Origin of the sequence: Parahoeflea olei (assembly GCF_001703635.1) — a bacterium.
Taxonomy (GTDB): Bacteria; Pseudomonadota; Alphaproteobacteria; order Rhizobiales; family Rhizobiaceae; genus Hoeflea; species Hoeflea olei.
This window is the reverse complement of the sequence record NZ_LQZT01000002.1, coordinates 107,187-123,165: the sequence shown is the minus strand read 5'-3', so window position 1 is coordinate 123,165 and position 15,979 is coordinate 107,187. Positions and strand designations below refer to the sequence as shown.

Annotated in this window: 17 protein-coding genes; 6 read left to right on the top strand and 11 right to left on the bottom strand. The window is 66.9% G+C overall.

The genetic code is table 11. The annotated features are described in order from the left end of the window. Positions 1 to 135: 135 nt before the first annotated feature. From AWJ14_RS03680 to AWJ14_RS03660, 5 genes are all read right to left on the bottom strand, one after another. The gene (locus AWJ14_RS03680) at positions 136 to 534 is read right to left on the bottom strand and encodes an AGROH133_08824 family phage infection protein (protein ID WP_139112516.1); all 399 of its coding nucleotides are present in this window, start codon (positions 532 to 534) and stop codon (positions 136 to 138) included. 106 nt (positions 535 to 640) lie between these two features. Next, positions 641 to 856: a type II toxin-antitoxin system BrnA family antitoxin gene (gene brnA / locus AWJ14_RS03675; RefSeq protein WP_066175105.1), complete on the bottom strand. Its 216-nt coding sequence runs from the start codon at positions 854 to 856 to the stop codon at positions 641 to 643. Beyond that, positions 843 to 1,106, bottom strand: coding sequence for a BrnT family toxin (locus AWJ14_RS03670; RefSeq protein ID WP_066175103.1), 264 nt, complete (start codon positions 1,104 to 1,106; stop codon positions 843 to 845). Before AWJ14_RS03670 ends, brnA begins: the two co-directional genes overlap by 14 nt. 51 nt (positions 1,107 to 1,157) lie before the next feature. Next, positions 1,158 to 2,099 (bottom strand): DMT family transporter, encoded by a 942-nt coding sequence (locus AWJ14_RS03665; RefSeq protein WP_245304117.1) that lies wholly within the window; start codon positions 2,097 to 2,099, stop codon positions 1,158 to 1,160. A 164-nt stretch (positions 2,100 to 2,263) separates the two neighbouring features. Next, a complete protein-coding gene (locus tag AWJ14_RS03660) occupies positions 2,264 to 3,130 on the bottom strand; it encodes a helix-turn-helix transcriptional regulator (protein WP_066175102.1) in 867 nt (288 codons plus the stop codon). Between the two features lie 135 nt (positions 3,131 to 3,265). Here AWJ14_RS03660 and AWJ14_RS03655 point away from each other — a divergent pair, with 135 nt between their 5' ends. Both AWJ14_RS03655 and AWJ14_RS03650 read left to right on the top strand, forming a co-directional pair. After that, complete coding sequence (locus AWJ14_RS03655) at positions 3,266 to 3,499, top strand: DUF2061 domain-containing protein (protein ID WP_066175100.1); 234 nt, start codon at positions 3,266 to 3,268, stop codon at positions 3,497 to 3,499. Between the two features lie 210 nt (positions 3,500 to 3,709). Then, entirely contained in the window at positions 3,710 to 6,025 is a 2,316-nt protein-coding gene (locus tag AWJ14_RS03650; RefSeq protein ID WP_066175097.1) for a mechanosensitive ion channel domain-containing protein, read from the top strand. Between the two features lie 124 nt (positions 6,026 to 6,149). Here the strand turns inward: AWJ14_RS03650 and AWJ14_RS03645 are convergent, their stop codons facing one another. From AWJ14_RS03645 to AWJ14_RS03635, 3 genes are all read right to left on the bottom strand, one after another. Beyond that, positions 6,150 to 6,731, bottom strand: coding sequence for a hemerythrin domain-containing protein (locus AWJ14_RS03645; RefSeq protein ID WP_171904811.1), 582 nt, complete (start codon positions 6,729 to 6,731; stop codon positions 6,150 to 6,152). 230 nt (positions 6,732 to 6,961) lie between these two features. Continuing rightward, entirely contained in the window at positions 6,962 to 7,345 is a 384-nt protein-coding gene (locus AWJ14_RS03640) for a VOC family protein (RefSeq protein WP_066175093.1), read from the bottom strand. 41 nt (positions 7,346 to 7,386) lie between these two features. Further along, entirely contained in the window at positions 7,387 to 8,196 is an 810-nt protein-coding gene (locus AWJ14_RS03635; RefSeq protein WP_066175090.1) for an SDR family NAD(P)-dependent oxidoreductase, read from the bottom strand. 53 nt (positions 8,197 to 8,249) lie between these two features. Here AWJ14_RS03635 and AWJ14_RS03630 point away from each other — a divergent pair, with 53 nt between their 5' ends. After that, entirely contained in the window at positions 8,250 to 8,633 is a 384-nt protein-coding gene (locus tag AWJ14_RS03630; RefSeq protein WP_066175088.1) for a winged helix-turn-helix transcriptional regulator, read from the top strand. A 248-nt stretch (positions 8,634 to 8,881) separates the two neighbouring features. On the opposite strand, the gene AWJ14_RS03625 is transcribed toward AWJ14_RS03630, so the two are convergent. Continuing rightward, positions 8,882 to 9,697, bottom strand: a complete 816-nt coding sequence (locus AWJ14_RS03625; RefSeq protein WP_245304116.1) for an AraC family transcriptional regulator — start codon at positions 9,695 to 9,697, stop codon at positions 8,882 to 8,884. A gap of 18 nt (positions 9,698 to 9,715) precedes the next feature. Here AWJ14_RS03625 and AWJ14_RS03620 point away from each other — a divergent pair, with 18 nt between their 5' ends. Continuing rightward, complete coding sequence (locus AWJ14_RS03620; protein ID WP_066175086.1) at positions 9,716 to 10,636, top strand: NADP-dependent oxidoreductase; 921 nt, start codon at positions 9,716 to 9,718, stop codon at positions 10,634 to 10,636. A 42-nt stretch (positions 10,637 to 10,678) separates the two neighbouring features. On the opposite strand, the gene AWJ14_RS03615 is transcribed toward AWJ14_RS03620, so the two are convergent. Continuing rightward, positions 10,679 to 12,883, bottom strand: a complete 2,205-nt coding sequence (locus tag AWJ14_RS03615) for a primosomal protein N' (RefSeq protein ID WP_066175084.1) — start codon at positions 12,881 to 12,883, stop codon at positions 10,679 to 10,681. A 95-nt stretch (positions 12,884 to 12,978) separates the two neighbouring features. On the opposite strand from AWJ14_RS03615, the gene fsa reads away from it, so the two are divergent. Beyond that, the gene (gene fsa, locus AWJ14_RS03610) at positions 12,979 to 13,632 is read left to right on the top strand and encodes a fructose-6-phosphate aldolase (RefSeq protein ID WP_066175082.1); all 654 of its coding nucleotides are present in this window, start codon (positions 12,979 to 12,981) and stop codon (positions 13,630 to 13,632) included. Between the two features lie 111 nt (positions 13,633 to 13,743). Here fsa and AWJ14_RS03605 read toward each other — a convergent pair whose 3' ends face one another. Then, positions 13,744 to 14,652, bottom strand: coding sequence for a GNAT family N-acetyltransferase (locus AWJ14_RS03605; protein ID WP_066175080.1), 909 nt, complete (start codon positions 14,650 to 14,652; stop codon positions 13,744 to 13,746). Positions 14,653 to 14,889: 237 nt separating this feature from the next. Between AWJ14_RS03605 and AWJ14_RS03600 the strand changes: the two genes are divergently transcribed. Continuing rightward, positions 14,890 to 15,825, top strand: a complete 936-nt coding sequence (locus AWJ14_RS03600; protein ID WP_066175077.1) for a tyrosine recombinase XerC — start codon at positions 14,890 to 14,892, stop codon at positions 15,823 to 15,825. Positions 15,826 to 15,979 lie beyond the last annotated feature (154 nt).

The window sequence follows — 15,979 nt, the reverse complement described above, 5'->3', positions numbered from 1 at the left end:
TCCCCAAACGCGCGGTTCGTCTAGCATAGAGCGTCGGGACTCGCAACACGCCGGGAGCCCCATATCGCACCTGCTTTGGACTGAGCCGGCGATTTCCCGCCGGCGGGGCGGCGGGTCCTGCGTCGGACCCCGGCCCTAGACGAGGCCCAGCCCCTCAAGCCCGAACCACAGCGGCGCCAGCGCGAGCGCCGCCTCGAGGATCACCGAGGCGAAATTGAAGAGCGTGCCGCCACGGTCCGACAGCATCGAGATGATTCGCCCGAAAGCCGTAAACAGCCAGCCCGCGCCGAGCGCCAGATAGGTCCAGGGCTGTGCCAGCAGCAGCGCGCACAGGCCCACGCCGAGATAGAAGCCCGCCATGGTGCCGCGCGCCTCCGAGAGCGCCTCGGGATGGTCGGGCGCGGTCTGCAATCTCAGGATCTTCAGCGAGGCCCGCGGCGCGAACAGCAGGATCAGGCCGAAACCGATCGTCACCAGTGCCGACGACCACGCCATCCATTCCCCCTGGGAGGCCGGCCAATAGAATTCGATCATTCAAGCATCTCCGCTTCATGTCCGTGCACGGGCTGCTCCCGCATCGTTCGGGCCTTGGGATAACATGCCCTCGGCTTCCGCCAAAGCCGGCTTTGCAGACAGGGTCCTATTGCAGCCGCTCGGCGATCCAGAGCTTGATCAGCGATTGCCGCGTGACGCCCAGATGCCGGGCCTGCTTGTCCAGGGCATCCACGACCCATGCCGGGAAATCCACGTTCACGCGCTTGAGCTGGTCGTTGCGCCGCCGCGCCCTCGACCAGTCGATCGCATCGGTCACGTCTTCCCCGGCATCAAATGCCTTGTCGAACTCAGCTGTCTTCATAGCGACCGATCTCCTCTTTCCGCGCGCGTCGTACCGATATGATCCGCACCGCACTGCCCCGCGGCGTCCAGATGGCGGCCCAGTGCCTGCCATCGATCTTCCCGATCGAGATGAACCGCGGCTCATCCTCGGTCACGACCGGCGCCTCGAGCATCCATGGGTCATCCCAAAGAGCCTGCGCGCGATCGAAATCGATGCCATGCTTCGACAGGTTCGAAACGCTCTTGTTGGGGTCGAACTCAAACTCCATGGATAAATATGGTATAATAATTATCCATTTTCAACTCTGGCCGCGAGCGGCTCACTGCCGCTGCTGCGCGCTCAGCCGGTCGAGGCGGGCGATCTGGCGCTCGCGGTTCATGATGTAGAAGCCGCTCAGGCAGATGATCGAGGCGCCGACCAGGGTCCACAGGTCCGGCACGTCGCCGAACACGATCAGCCCCAACAGCACCATCCACAGAAGCTGGCTGTAGATGAACGGCGCCACCTTCGACGCACTCGCGAGCCGGCTCGCCTTGACGAGCAGCACATGCCCGCCCATGCCGAAGCCGCCGAGGCAGGCGAGCAACAGCGCGTCCCCGAGCGAGCCGGGCAGTTCCCCGTAAGCGAATGCCGGCGGCGCGAGCAGCACCATGCCGAAGATGCAGGAATAGAACACCAGGCTGCGCTGGCTCTCGCCCATCGCCAGCTTGCGGGTGAGGATCGAATAGAGCGAATGGGTGAGCGCCGCCAGGATCGACCAGATGATCGCCGGCTGGAACACGTCGGTGCCGGGACGGACCACGATCAGCACGCCGATGAAGCCGACCATGATCGCCGTCCAGCGGCGGATGCCGGCCCATTCGCCGAGCAGCGGACCGGCGAGCGCGGTCACGAACATCGGTACGGTGAGAAAGATGCTGACCGTCTGCGCGAGCTGCAGATCGCGGAGCGCCAGGAAATTGAACAGCGTCGTCGACGGCAGAAGAAGCCCGCGCACCACCTGCAGCGGCACGTTGTTGACCCGGTAGAGATCGGCCTTGCGCCAGCCCTGGAACAGGAAGAAGCAGATCAGCCCCTGGCCCACGAACCGGCACCAGACCACGAACACCGCCGCATAGCCGATGGTCACCAGATATTTGGCGGTGGTGTCGAGCACGGCGAACCCCATGAAGGTGCCGAGCGCCAGCACCATGGCGAGCGGCGGCATGGCTTCATGGTCGACGTCAAGCCGCGGGCGGTCGGCAGCAACGGGAGATTTCAAGACCGGTCTTTCTCTGGGGCAACGGCATCGAATGCCGCCTGCGGCGCCTGGGGTTCATGCATCATGCGGCGGAAGCGGCCGGCACATTTGGAGTTCATGCCGGCGCCGGTCTGCGCCAGCTTCCGGAAGTGCGGCGCCTGTCGCCGATCCGATTTCGTGAAAGGTTAGGGAGCGGGGTCGCGAAAGGCAACCCCGTCGAGCATGTCGCGGATGACCTTGCCGGCATTGCGCGCTTCCACCGAGGATTCGCGCACCAGCGCGTCGAAATGATCGGTGAGCGCCGCGACCTGGCGACTGTCGCGATAGACCAAGTAGAACTGCCCGACATAAACCGCCGCCAGGAGCCGCCCGAACACCGTCAGCGGCGCCGAGAACACCTTGCGCGAATCATAGAGATACAGCCTGAGCGACGGATAGAGCCGGACGCAGCGCTCGGCCATGAAGGCAATCTGCTCGGCGCGCACCTCGCGGTCGAGCCCGCGCCAGTAGCCCTCGCCGCGGGCCAGCGAACGCACCTTATCGATGGAGACGCAGATCTCGTAGTCCGACCCCGGCGCGCCGAGCCAGTCGACCGTCTCGCGCATCGCCCCGCGCGCCTGCTCCGGGGTCTTGTCGAGAAACGCCGCATATTCCCATTCCAGCACCGCGGAGGTCTTGAGCATGTCGGGCAGCGTTGCCGGCACGTGGCGGATCTTGTGGCCCGCGGCCTCGCGGTGCCAGGCGATGATCTGCTCGTCGGCGGGCGTGCGCTGCGCGGTCTCCATGCGGAAACTGGCCGACAGCACCTCGGCCGCCGATTCGGGCCGGTCTGACAGGCCGAGCAGCCAGTCCGCACTCACCCCGAGCGCCTGCGCGCATTCGGCGGCGAGATGGGCGTTCGGCAGTCGCACCTCGTCGCCCGACAGAAGCTGGGCGATGGTCGAGCGATCGACGCCGGCAACGCGCGCCAGCGCACTGCGGTTCATGCCCGTCAGCGCCAGCCGCGCGGCCAGCCGGGTGCGGAACAGCTCTGCGCGCTCGGTCTTGTGCATGGCCAATTATCTGCACAGATGTGGATTATTATCAACAATCATGCGTTCTTGCAGCGAAGATTCCAAATGCCCGCGGGCGCGCGGAAGCGCTACACAGGAGCCGTTCCGAACCCCTCGAAGGAGTGCCTTGTAGTCATGGACTCGCCCGTCAGAACCATCGTCAAGGCCGTCAGCTGGCAGGCGCTGGGGCTTGTCAGCACCGCCCTGATCGCCTGGCTCCACACCGGCGCGATGCTGTCGGCGCTGACTTTCGCGCTGTCGACCTCGGCGACCGGGCTGGCCTTCTTCTTCCTGCATGAGCGGCTCTGGGCGCGCGTGCGCTGGGGCCTGGGCGAGGCCCGCGCCGAGGTCGAGCCACAGGGGCGCTGAACCGCCTTGGCGCTTGCGCCGGGTTGATGCGCCGCATCACTGCCCTATTCTAAGCCTTCACTGCCCCACGCCGCGCGGCCCGCGCAGCGTCCGAACACCAGGCCCGTGCCGCCTCCGGCAGGCGGGCCTGCGCCACGTCAGGAAGAAGTGCCCGCGCCGCGCGCCCGCCCAAGCAGCGCGCCTCCGCGCGACAAGAAAACTGGAACTGCCATGCCATCCGCCTGCCCCCCTGCCCGCCGCCTGTCTGCCGCCCTCTTCAGCCTTCTGCTGGCCGCCCTGCTGATCGCCGCCTCCCCGCTCACGCCCGCGGCCTCGGCCCAAGGCGTGACCGCGGGCGCCGCCACGGAATCCGGATCGGCCAGCGACACGGCCAGCAAAGCGGACACCACCGATGCGGTGATCGCCCCGCTGCTCGACGTGCTCAAGGATGAGGCCGCGCGCGACAGGCTCATTCAAGCGCTCGAGACCGCCAGGCCCGGCGCCGGCGAGGCGGCCGCCGCGGAAGAGGAGGCGCCGACCACGCTCGCCGCACAGCTTGCGACCTTCACCAAGGGCGCCATCGACGAGGCGCTCGACATCGGCGGCAGGTTCCTGTCCGACCTTTCCGGGGCCACCAGCCTGTTCGACGGCCGCACCCAGATCGACTGGGACCGGATCGGCGGGCTGCTCGCCCCGCTGGCGCTGACGATCGCGATCTCGCTCGGGATCTATTTCGCCGCCAAGCGGCTCGCGCGCGGGGCGCTCGGCGGCATCGAACGGCGCCTGCGCGACCGCGGCCTGATCGCGGCGATCACGCTCATCGCGCTGTTTTTCCTGGCCGAGATCGCAGCCCTCGCGATCGCCTATTTCGCCACCGGCGCGCTGGCGGCGACGCTGTTCGGCCCGGGCGGGGTCTCGTTCCAGCAGACGCTCTATCTCAACGCCTTCCTGGTCACCGGCATCACCGCCATCGTCATCCGCGTGATCACCGGCATCGTCGGCGGCGACTACGCGCTGATGCGCTTCGCCCCGCCGGTGCGGGCGATGATCCGCAGCCGCGGGATCCGGCTTTCGGCGATCCTGATCTTCGGCATCGCCTTCGTCGTGCCCGCCGCCAACAGCCTGATCTCGTTCACCGTCGGCCGCAGCCTGAGGGTCGTGGTCTACAGCCTGGCCGCGATCTATGCCGTGCGCGCCATCCATGCGCTTTCCCGCCTGCAGCAGGAGGCCGCCAGGCGCCCCGCGAGCGAGCCCGTGGAAGAAGCCGACGCGGCCGTGGAGGAGGCGCTGCCCGAACCGGTGCAGTCCGCCATCATGCAGGTCTGGCCGCTGATCGCCTATGTCTATATCGGCGTGAGCTATGTGATCGCGCTGTCGCGCCCGGCGCTGTTCGTCGATTTCGTCGGCGGCGCCACGCTGCGGACGCTGGCCGCGCTGATCGTCGGCGCGCTGGTGCTGCGCGCCACCGGCTATCTCTCGACGCTGCGCGTGCGCACGCCCGGCTTCCTGCCGCTCGACAGCCAGGCGCTGTCGACGCGGCTGACCTCCTTCGTGCCGGTGCTGATGCGCGTGGTCTGGCTGCTGGTGACCATCGCCATCCTCGCCGTGGTGATCGATTCCTGGGCGCTGGTCGATGTCGGCGCCTGGCTCGAGGGCGAGCGCGGCTCGGCCATCGTCGCGGGCCTGATCAGCGCGCTGATCGTCGTCACGGTCTGCGCGATCGTCTGGGCCGCCGCCTCCTCCTGGATCGACTACCGCATGGACCATAGCACCGGGTCGGCACGCAATGCCGCGCGCTACCGCACGCTCTATTCGCTGCTCAAGAACGCGCTCACCGTGGCGCTGGTCGTCTTCGGCGGCATGATCGCGCTGTCGGAACTGGGCATCGACATCGGCCCGCTTCTCGCCGGTGCCGGCGTGCTCGGCCTCGCCATCGGCTTCGGCGCGCAGAAACTGGTGCAGGACATCATTTCGGGCATCTTCATCCAGCTCGAGAACGCCATGAATGTGGGCGATGTGGTCGGCGCCGGCGGCATCACCGGCGCGGTCGAGCGGCTGACGCTGCGCTCGGTGTCGCTGCGCGACCTGTCGGGCACCTACCACATCATCCCGTTCAGCTCGGTCGATTCGGTGTCGAACTACATGCGCAACTTCTCCTACCATGTCGAGCAGGTGGGCATCGCCTACAAGGAGAACGTGGCCGACGGAAAGGCGGCGATGCAGGAGGCCTTCGACCGGCTGATGCAGACCGAGCACAAGTCCGACATCCTCGGCCCGCTCGAAATGCACGGCGTCACCGGTCTCGGCGACAGTGCGGTGATGATCCGCGCCCGCATCAAGACCAAGCCCGGCCAGCAATGGGGCCTCGGCCGCGCCTACACGGAACTCGTCAAGCAGGTGATGGACGAAAAGGGCATCGAAATCCCCTTCCCGCACACCACCCTGTTCCTCGGCCGCGACAAGGAAGGCCGCACCGACGAACTGCCGGTGAAACTGGAGCAGGTTGGCGCAAAGGCCGAAGGCGAGGCGGACAAGAACGGGGCGTAGCGAGTGGGCGCTGGCGCAAGGTCAGCGCCCTCGCCGGCGAACGAAGCCAAGGGGCTCACCGCGACTGCGTCGTGGCCCGAAGCGGACAGCAGGATGTGCGGAAAAGGCCCGCGCGAGGGCGGCGTCAGATCGAGCCGAGGTAATACCCGATCGCCTCCGCCAGTTCGGTTTCCTCATAGCCGAAATGCGAGCGCACGACCTCTTCGAGCTTTCGGAATGTGGCGCCGGCCTTTGCGAAATTCGCCTCCGTGGGGCTTTGCGCCAGCGCATCGGCGGCACGGCTCAGCCGGATGATCAACTCGTGGACGACCTCGTGCTCCGCCTTGAGCTTCGCCACGATCTCGCGAAACCTGCCGCCGCCCGCTGCCTCGATCCGCGGGAACATGTCGGCGCTTTCGATGTCGTGGTGAAACTTGAGCACGTGGCATTCACGACCGCACAACGACCCGAAGGCCCGAAAATTCTCGGCCATGTCGAGGGAAAGCACGATCTGCTTCAGTTGCTCCGGCGGCGCGTCGCGCGCCTCGATTCTCGCGAGGATCGCGCCGATCTGCGCCATTTCCCTGAGATAATGGCTATGGATTGCGGCCAGCTGTCCGCCCTGGCGACGGTGCGCCTCCGTCGCCTCGGGCACCGCCGGCGCCCTGGGCCGCAGAGCCTCATCGACGCCCAACTCGGAAAGCGGTAGGGTGGAAAGATCAGTCATGACGCACATATCGGCCTGTCATCGGCCATGTCAACGACGTCCGGTCGGGGGCCGAGAGCGGGGTTCCGTCTGAGACCGAGACATTGTTCGCTTGGCCCGCCGGCGGATGGTCGGGAAGCTGGAAGTGTTGTCGGCTTCGCGCCCCATTTTGGACTTGAGAAGTTCTTCTGCGCATCCGAAAGCAGATACCCGGTCGCAGCATATCAGCGACACTTTGCCTGTTGTTCGGTTCAGTCCGAACCTTGGAACACCGCCTCGACGTTGTTTCCGGCGGGGTCAATGACGAACGCGGCGTAATAGGCGTCGTGATATTGCGAGCGTATACCCGGCGCTCCGTTGTCCGTGCCGCCGGCATCTATGGCGGCTTCATGAAATGCCACGACCTCTTCTCGGTCATTGGCACGGAAAGCCATATGAACCGGTGTCGGTTCCATTCCCCTCGCGTCGCCAATGAAAAGCTCGACGCGATCGCGCCCGAAGCCGGCGACCCCGCCCTCAGGGCGATCAACAAAGAACTTCTTGCCGATACCCAGCGGCGCGAGCGCCGCCTCGTAGAAGCGTTGCATGTCGCTCAGGCGCGTGGTTTTGAGGCTGACGTGGTCGAAGATGCTCATTCCGGTTTCCTTTCAATAATTGTGTGTCATTGAAGCTCAAGTCAGATCGTCGGCAGCATTCCTCCGTCCAGGCGGAGGTTCGAACCGGTGATGTAGGAAGCGCGCGAGCTGGCAAGGAAAGCGACGGCATCCGCAATCTCCTGTAGCGTCCCCACCCGGCCGATTGGAACCTGAGCAAAGAGCGGGAGAACCGCGGCCTCGACTTCGTCCCAAGGCGCATCGATCGCGATGCCTCTGGTTTGCGCAACCTCACGAAACTTGCCGTCGAGCTTTTCGCTATGGATCGTGCCGGGAGAAACCGTGTTCACCGTCACGCCTTCGGCCGCAACGGCTTTCGCCATCGAGACGGACATAGTCAGCATTGCCGCCTTGGCGGCGGAGTAGTCAGGGTTCACCGCAGGTGGCATCAGTCCCGCAAGGCTGGAGATATTGATGATCCGCCCCCACCTTGCATGGCGCATGGGCGGCAGAACGGCCTTGGCGATGCGTACGGCCGCCAGCACATTGGCATCATAGGTTGATGCCCATGCGCTGGGTTCGGTCGTGCTCCAGTCGGAGGCCGCGCTTGAGCCGCCCGCATTGTTGACGAGGATATCTATGTCGCCCGCGAATGAGCGGGCCATATCCAGCATCGCATCCACCTCGGTGGCCTCGGTCAAGTCCCCCGTCACCACATGCGCGGAGCCACCGTCTTGCTTGATCTTCTCAGCCACGCCGCGTGCCAGTTCCAGGTCGCGTCCGTGAACGATGACGGTGGCACCTTCCCGTGCGAGGCCATGTGCAATAGCAGCGCCGATGCCCTTGCTGCTTCCCGTCACCAGAGCAATCTTGTCGCCCAGCAGTAGATCCATGATGTGGTTCCTCGTACCTTGTTGCCGTAAGCGCGTGATCTAGGAGTGCCACGATGGAAGCCGCAAGAACGCACCAAAAGGTGCCTGCTCAAAAACTGGATCGAAGTGCCTGCCTTGGACCGGATGGCGCCGTTGCGCATGTGACCCGCTGCCTGCGGATGATCCGCGGACGATGGAAACTGCCGATCCTGTTCCGACTCTATGCGGACGAGATGGTGCGCAGCTCGCATCTTCTGCGCGACATCCCTGACGTGTCGCAGAAGATGCTGACCCAGCATCTGCGCGAGCTCGAAACTGACGGGCTGATCCAGCGAACGGATTTCGGAGAAACACCCCCGCGGGTGGAATACCGCCTCACCGACCGTGGCGAGGCGCTGATGCCGGTTCTGATGGCCGCGCGTCAGTTCGGCGAGGAACATGAGCGAGAAACAACGTGACGCCGGAGGATAACGCTCGGTCCGAGCTCGGTCATTAAGGAAGCGGTTGAAAGTTCACTTTTGAGAACTGCCGCCTAAGGCCAAATAGCGGATTGCGGTAAAACTTGGCGGTCTTTCTGCTTCAGTTAGTTGCGCTTCAAAAGCGTTCAATCTGCATTTGCATATTCGCGGCCGCTCCATGAAACGGACCCAAGTCCTACGGATCGCCGCTCACCTCAACCAAGTCCCGCCCCTCCCACCAATCCAGCCTATTCGCCTCCGAGAAACGCGCCCGGGGTCGTGGCGGTGACCTTGCGGAAGGCGGCGGAGAAGGCGGCGGTGCTGGAGAAGCCGGCGTTGCGCGCCACCCGGGCGATGGTCTCGCCCCGGGCGAGGCGCTCCATGGTGCGGACGATCCGCGCCCTTTGCCGCCAGGCTTTCAGCGTCAGCCCCGTCTCGGCGGGGAAGAGCCGGCTCGCGGTGCGCACGGAGGTTGCCGCGCGTGCGGCGAGTTCGGCAAGGTCCATCCGGTTCTGGTGATCGCCAAGCGCGATGTCGGCCACGCGCCTTGCAACCGGGCTTCGCGGCAGCGGGAGATAGGTCGGCGCGTCCGGCATCGCCGCCAGTTCGAGCAGGACCAGCCGGACCAGCAGCCCGGTCTTCTCGGGCGCGGCATCGTCCTCGACGCAGGCCGCCAGCAGCGCGCGCAGCAGGGGCGTGACCCTCGAGGCGAAGGCGCGGTCGGGAAACGCCGGGGGCGCCCAGGCCGCCATCGCCGCAGGCTGCCAGTGCACCATCCAGAGTTCGGCGTCGGTCAGGATATCGAGCCGGTGCGGAACGCCGGAGGGGATCCAGGCGGTCAGCTGCGGCGGCACCAGCCAGACGCCTTCCCCGGTGTGCACCTGAACCATGCCCGATGCCGCAAACACCAGTTGCGCGTGGTCATGGGAGTGCTGCGGCAGGGCGGCCCCCCTGGGCTTGTGCGCGCGCAGGACGGAGAAGGGGAGGTCCATGTCGATTGGCCTGTGGGCGATGTCGGTTGGCGTCACGTCGGAGAAATACTGCGCTATCGATCGGCCGGTCAACAGCGAGGGAATCTTTCCATGAGAGCAGTCGTCATCAGGGACTACGGGACCAGCAATGATGTGGTCGACCTGGTCGAGACCGAGCGGCCTGTGCCGGGGCCCGGCGAAGTGCTGGTCAAGGTCCATGCTGCCGGCGTCAATCCGGTTGACTGGAAGATCCGCGGCGGCGCCGGGCAGCGCATGGGCATGACGCTGCCCATCCATCTGGGCGGCGAATGCGTGGGCACCATCGAAGAACTCGGGCCCGGCGCCGAGGGCTTCCGGCCCGGCGAGATGGTGTTCGGCATGGTCCATAGCGGCGCCTTTGCGGATTATGCGCTCGCCAAGGCCGCCGATCTCGTGCGCAAGCCCTCCAATATCGACATCATCCACGCCGCGGCGCTGCCGCTCGCAGGCTCTACCGCCTGGCAGGCGCTGTTCGACGAAGCCGGGCTCACCGCCGGACAACGGCTGCTCGTCACCAACAGCTCGGGCGGCGTGGGGTCGCTCGCCGTCCAGTTCGCGAAGGCCAGCGGCGCCCATGTCACGGCCGTCGCCTCGGCGCGCAACGAGGCCTTCGTCCGCGGCCTCGGGGCGGACGTGGTCATCGACTACACCAGCCAGCGCTTCGAAGAGGTGGCCCGCGACATCGACGTGGTGCTCGACACCGTGGGCGGCGAGACCTTCCGGCGCGCGTTCAGGCCCCTGAAGAAGGGCGGGTTCATGGTCACCGTCGTGGCCTTTCCCGAAGACGAAGCCGACCGTTTCGGCGTGAGGGTGAAGCGCGCCTTCACCGTGCCGAACGCCCGCAACCTGGCCGAAATCGCAGCCCTGGTCGAGGCAGGCAGGGTGGTCGCCCATGTCGACACGGTGCTGCCGCTCGCGCAGATCAGACAGGCGCTGGCGCTGTCCGAAGCCGGCCGCACCCGCGGCAAGATCGTGCTCTCGGTCGCGGACTGACCGGGGCAGCGGCGCAGCCGCGCGCGCAAGCCCGTGCGGGCTTCACAAGAAACTCTGCGGGTCGATATCCACCTGCACCTGCAGCGAGCCGCGCGGTTTCGGGCCCTTGGCGAGCATCTCGCGGACGAAGCCCTGCATGTCGCGGCCGCGTTCGCCGTGGATCAGCAGCCGGAAGCGGTGGCGGCCGCGGATCAGCGCCAGCGGCGCTTCCGCCGGGCCGAGCACCATCAGCCCCTGCCCGGGCGGCGCGGCGGCGCGCAAGCCCCGGGCATGGGTTTCGGCCTCCACCCGAGTGGCAGCCGAAACGATCACCGAGGCGAGCCGGCCGAAGGGCGGCAGGTGGGCGCGGCGGCGCTCGTCGGTCTCGCGCGCGTAGAAGGTTTCCGCCTCGCCCGAGGCGAAGGCCTGCATCACCGGGTGCTGCGGCTGGAAGGTCTGTATCAGGCCGAGGCTCTTGTGCCCGGCACGGCCGGCGCGACCGGTGACCTGCGACAACAGCTGATAGGTCCGCTCGGCCGCACGCGGATCGCCGTTCGAAAGCCCGAGATCGGCATCGACCACGCCCACCAGCGTCATCAGCGGAAAATTGTGCCCCTTGGCCACCAGCTGCGTGCCGATGACGATGTCGGCCTCGCCCTTGGCGATCGCCTCGAGCTCGATCCGGAGCCGCCGGGTGCCGCCCATCATGTCCGATGAGAGCACGATCACGCGCGCATCGGGGAAATGCCGGTCGGCCTCTTCCGCGATGCGTTCGATCCCCGGCCCGCAGGCCGCCAAGTGATCGAGCGTGCCGCAGGCGGGACAGGCCTGCGGCGTGGGCTCGGCATGGCCGCAATGGTGGCATTGCAGCTGGCCGCGGAACCGGTGCTCGACCAGCCAGCTCGAACAGTCCGGGCATTCGAACCGGTGGCCGCAGACCCGGCAGAGCGTGAGCGGCGCGTAGCCCCGGCGGTTGAGGAACAACAGCGCCTGCTCCTTGCGCTCGAGCGTCTCGGCCATGGCCTTGAGCAGCACCGGCGACAGGAACCCGCCGCGCGCCGGCGCATGCCGCCTCAGGTCCACCAGCTTGATGTCCGGCAGCACCGCTTCGGCATAGCGGCTGTCGAGCTTCAGGTGCCGGTAGCGGCCCTGCTCGGCATTGACCCGGCTTTCGATCGAGGGCGTGGCCGAGGCGAGAACCGTGGGAATGTCCGCGAGCCGGGCGCGCACCACCGCCATGTCGCGGGCATTGTAGAACACCCGGTCCTCCTGCTTGTAGGCCGGGTCGTGCTCCTCATCGACGATGATCAGTCCGAGATCGGCAAAGGGTAGGAACAGCGCCGAGCGCGCGCCGGCCACCACCGACACCCGGTTCTCCGCCGCCTGCCGCCACACTTTCTCGCGCATCCGCGGCGCCAGCTCGGAATGCCATTCCGCCGGCCGCGCCCCGAAGCGCGCGTGGAAGCGGTCGAGAAAGGCCGCCGTCAGCGCGATTTCCGGCAGCAGGATCAGCACCTGGCGGCCCGCCCGCACGGTCTCGGCGATCGCCTCGAAATAGACCTCGGTCTTGCCCGAGCCGGTGACGCCGTCGAGCAGCGTCACGCTGAAGGCCTTCTCGGCCACCGTCGCACGCAGTGCCTCCGCCGCCTGCGCCTGGCCCGGCTCCAGGCGGGCCGGCTGGTAATCGGGATCGGGCGCGGCCACCACCGGCGGCGGCGTGAGCCGCACCGGCTCGAACACGCCCTGGGCCGAAAGCCCGTCGATCACGCTGGCGCTCACGCCCGCGGCATGGGCAAGCCCGGTCCTGGTCCAGGCCAAGCCGTCGCCCGCCTGTTCGAGCACGCGTTCGCGCGCCGCCGTCATCCGTTCGGGCCGGGCATCGGTCAGCCGCAGCGCGTCGATCATCGGTTCGGGGTCGAAGGCCGCCGGCGCCCTCAGCGCCATCCGCGCCACCAGCCCCGGCGGCGTCAGCGTGTAGCCCGACACCCAGTCGATGAAGCGGCGCATCGGCGCGGCGACCGGCGGGCAATCGAACACTTGGGCAATCTCGCGCAGCTTCTTGGGGTCCACCTGGTCGGTGTCCCCGTCCCAGACGATTCCCGGCACCAGCCGCGGCCCGAGCGGCACCTGCACGATCTGCCCCGGCACCGCCTCCTGGCCCTCCGGCAGCGCATAGGAATAGGCGCGCTCGGCGGGCATCGGGATCAGCACCGGCACCACCTTGCGCGCGAACAAACCGTCCTGGATATGTCGCGAATCTTTTGCCATTTGGCGTGACCTTGCCTCCGGTTTGGTCTAAAGGGAACCCGGATTTGTTATTGATGCGCCGCGCAAGCCCCGCCGGCGCAGGTTTGGAGGCTCCCATGAAATTCTTTGTCGACACCGCCGATGTGAGCGAGATTCGCGAACTCAACGATCTGGGCCTGATCGATGGCGTGACCACCAATCCGTCGCTGATCATGAAGTCCGGTCGCGACATCCGCGAAGTCACCCAGGAGATCTGCTCAATCGTCGACGGCCCGGTCTCGGCCGAGGTGGCGGCGACCGAATACGAACAGATGATGAAGGAAGCGGCGGTGCTGTCGAAGATCGCCGACAACATCTGCATCAAGCTGCCGCTGACGCTCGACGGGCTGAAGGCCTGCCGGGCGCTCACCTCCGACGGCCACATGACCAATGTGACGCTATGCTTCTCGGCCAACCAGGCGCTGCTCGCCGCCAAGGCCGGCGCCACCTTCATCTCGCCCTTCATCGGCCGGCTCGACGACATGGGCATCGACGGAATGGACCTGATCCGCGAGATCCGCCAGATCTACGACAATTACGGCTTCGACACGGAAATCCTCGCCGCCTCGATCCGCACCGTCAACCATGTCAAGGAAGCGGCCCTGATCGGCGCGGATGTGGCGACCATTCCCGCCTCGACCATCAAGGCGCTGGTCAAGCACCCGCTCACCGACAAGGGCCTCGACGCCTTCCTCGCCGACTGGAAGAAGACCGGCCAGACCATCGCCTGAGCGGCGCACATCCACCTGTCACGAAAACGGCCCGGCATTGCCGGGCCGTTTTGCGTCAGGCCTGTTTCAGTCGTCTGACTTTGGTCGCTCGGGGCTTTTGTTTCGGGGGCCTCAGGCAGCCTGGCTCCAGCCGTTTGGCGCCGGTTCGAATACCCGGTCGGGGTCGGCGGCAAGGCCGTGCACGGTGTGGTATTCGAGCGCCCTGATCGCCTCGGCCGGATCGGCGTCGAGCGCGTCGGGCAGGATCGGCTGGCCCACGGTGAAGCGGAAGGTGTGACGCTTCTTGTTCAGAAGCTCGTGGAACACGGTCATGTCCCTGAGTTCGGTCGAGTGCTTCGAGAGCCAGTAGAACAGGCCGGAATTGCGCGCCGAGATGTTGACCGGCAGCACCGGCAGGTCGTAGCGCCGCGCCAGCGTCACCGCCGAGAGCTTCCAGGGCCGCTCGGTGAGCTTGCCTTCGTTCCAGAAGGCGATGCGGCCCGAGGGAAACAGCACAGTCGCCTTGCCCTCCTGCACCGCGCGGTTGGTCAGCTGCAGCGTCTCGCGGGTCTTGTCGCGGCTCTTGAAGTCCTCGCGCCATTCCACCGGGATGATGATCTCGTCGAAGCGCGGGCTCACCCGCACCGCGTCGCGGTTGGCGAAGATCATCATGTCGGGCCGGTGGCGGTTGAGAAAATCGAACATCGCCACGCCGTCGGCAATGCCGGTCGGGTGGTTGGCGACGAGCAGGAACCCGCCCTTTTTCGGAATCCTCTCCTCGCCGCGCGACTGGATGTCGAGCTTCAGCAGGTCGCTGATATGCTGCAGCGCGCCGTGGCCCGACAGCGGCGCGATCGCATCGGCCATCCTGACCGCGGCGCCGTATTTCAGCGTCGCATAGAGAAACGGCCGCATCAGCGGCCAGGCGGGGTGATCGACGAGCCGGCCGCCGCGCTCGGCGATCAGCCGGTCGATGATGTGACCGGGCCGGCCGTGCGCTAGCACCTGCAAACGATCTGAAATCTCCGCCACATACGCCATGGACTCGACCCCTTCCGGTCCTGATTGTCACGAACCTATGGCAACACAATATGATGCCATGATGACATAAGCGCACAACCATGGCGCCTGGTTCCGCGCAAGACGCGCCGTCACGGCCTTATCGTTTACCCCCCGCTAAGGCACAAATGCAATAGTGCACCCAGCAAACACCAGCCGCATGCCGCGCCCGGACGCTGCCCCGGCGCGGTGCCGGCGGCCCGCCCAACGGAGAGCTTCATGGACCAGCCGCTCGTCATCGCAGCCCCCGACGTGCTCGCCGAACAGCAGCGCTGGCTCGCCCGGTTGACCGAGGAGCGGCGGCTGTCGCCGCTGACGGCGGCGGCCTATGAGCGCGACCTGCGCCAGTTCCTGGGCTTCCTCACCAGGCATCTGGGCGGCCCGCCGAAGATCGCCGATCTGGCCGACCTGAAGCCGCTCGACCTGCGCGCTTTCCTGGCCGATCGCCGCCGCGAGGGTGCGGGCGCGCGCACGCTCGGCCGCGGCCTTGCCGGCATCCGCTCGTTCCTGCGCCATCTCGAACGCAAGGGGCTCGCCAATGCCGCCGGTGCAGCCGCCACGCGCGCGCCGCGCCAGCCGAAATCCCTGCCCAAGCCGCTTTCGGCGCGCGACGCCATGCGCGTTGTCGATGCCGACCTGCAGCTTGCCGACGAGCCCTGGATCGCCGCCCGCAACGCCGCCGTGCTGACGCTGCTCTATGGCTGCGGCCTGCGCATCTCGGAGGCGCTCGGGCTTTGCACCGCGGATCTGCCGCGCGACGGCGAGACCTTGAGGATCACCGGCAAGGGCAACAAGACCCGGATCGTGCCGCTCCTGCCGGTCGCCCGCGCGGCGATCGCGCACTATCTGGAGCTGTGCCCCTTCGTGCCCGCGCCCCACGAGCCGATGTTCCGCGGCGCCCGCGGCGGGGTGTTGCAGCCGGCAATCGTGCAGAAGGAGATGCGGCGCCTTCGCGGCGCGCTCGACCTGCCCGACACCGCGACCCCGCATGCGCTCAGGCATTCCTTCGCCACGCATCTGCTGGCCGGCGGCGGCGATCTGAGGACCATCCAGGAGCTTCTGGGCCACGCCAGCCTCTCGACCACCCAGGTCTATACCGGCGTCGACAGCAAGCGCCTGATCGACATCTACGACCGCGCCCACCCCCGCGCCTGATCAGCCTGCGCGAGCCCGTGCCTGCCGGATCGGCGCCCGCGCTCCGGTGCGCGCGTTAACCCGGTGTTTACCATCGGCAAAACAGACTTGCGGGATTAACTGCCTGGTCGCGCCCGTCACGCTAATGTGTCGACGCACCCCGCATGTCCGGCTG

What these genes read in the sequence shown, in the direction of transcription:
- brnA (WP_066175105.1), bottom strand. Translation starts at nt 856, where the DNA reads ATGAAGACAGCTGAGTTCGACAAGGCATTTGATGCCGGGGAAGACGTG.
- AWJ14_RS03680 (WP_139112516.1), bottom strand. Translation starts at nt 534, where the DNA reads ATGATCGAATTCTATTGGCCGGCCTCCCAGGGGGAATGGATGGCGTGG.
- AWJ14_RS03660 (WP_066175102.1), bottom strand. Translation starts at nt 3,130, where the DNA reads ATGCACAAGACCGAGCGCGCAGAGCTGTTCCGCACCCGGCTGGCCGCG.
- AWJ14_RS03605 (WP_066175080.1), bottom strand. Translation starts at nt 14,652, where the DNA reads ATGGCGTATGTGGCGGAGATTTCAGATCGTTTGCAGGTGCTAGCGCAC.
- AWJ14_RS03630 (WP_066175088.1), top strand. Translation starts at nt 8,250, where the DNA reads ATGGAAGCCGCAAGAACGCACCAAAAGGTGCCTGCTCAAAAACTGGAT.
- AWJ14_RS03655 (WP_066175100.1), top strand. Translation starts at nt 3,266, where the DNA reads ATGGACTCGCCCGTCAGAACCATCGTCAAGGCCGTCAGCTGGCAGGCG.
- AWJ14_RS03620 (WP_066175086.1), top strand. Translation starts at nt 9,716, where the DNA reads ATGAGAGCAGTCGTCATCAGGGACTACGGGACCAGCAATGATGTGGTC.
- AWJ14_RS03650 (WP_066175097.1), top strand. Translation starts at nt 3,710, where the DNA reads ATGCCATCCGCCTGCCCCCCTGCCCGCCGCCTGTCTGCCGCCCTCTTC.
- AWJ14_RS03635 (WP_066175090.1), bottom strand. Translation starts at nt 8,196, where the DNA reads ATGGATCTACTGCTGGGCGACAAGATTGCTCTGGTGACGGGAAGCAGC.
- AWJ14_RS03640 (WP_066175093.1), bottom strand. Translation starts at nt 7,345, where the DNA reads ATGAGCATCTTCGACCACGTCAGCCTCAAAACCACGCGCCTGAGCGAC.
- fsa (WP_066175082.1), top strand. Translation starts at nt 12,979, where the DNA reads ATGAAATTCTTTGTCGACACCGCCGATGTGAGCGAGATTCGCGAACTC.
- AWJ14_RS03600 (WP_066175077.1), top strand. Translation starts at nt 14,890, where the DNA reads ATGGACCAGCCGCTCGTCATCGCAGCCCCCGACGTGCTCGCCGAACAG.
- AWJ14_RS03615 (WP_066175084.1), bottom strand. Translation starts at nt 12,883, where the DNA reads ATGGCAAAAGATTCGCGACATATCCAGGACGGTTTGTTCGCGCGCAAG.
- AWJ14_RS03670 (WP_066175103.1), bottom strand. Translation starts at nt 1,106, where the DNA reads ATGGAGTTTGAGTTCGACCCCAACAAGAGCGTTTCGAACCTGTCGAAG.
- AWJ14_RS03645 (WP_171904811.1), bottom strand. Translation starts at nt 6,731, where the DNA reads ATGACTGATCTTTCCACCCTACCGCTTTCCGAGTTGGGCGTCGATGAG.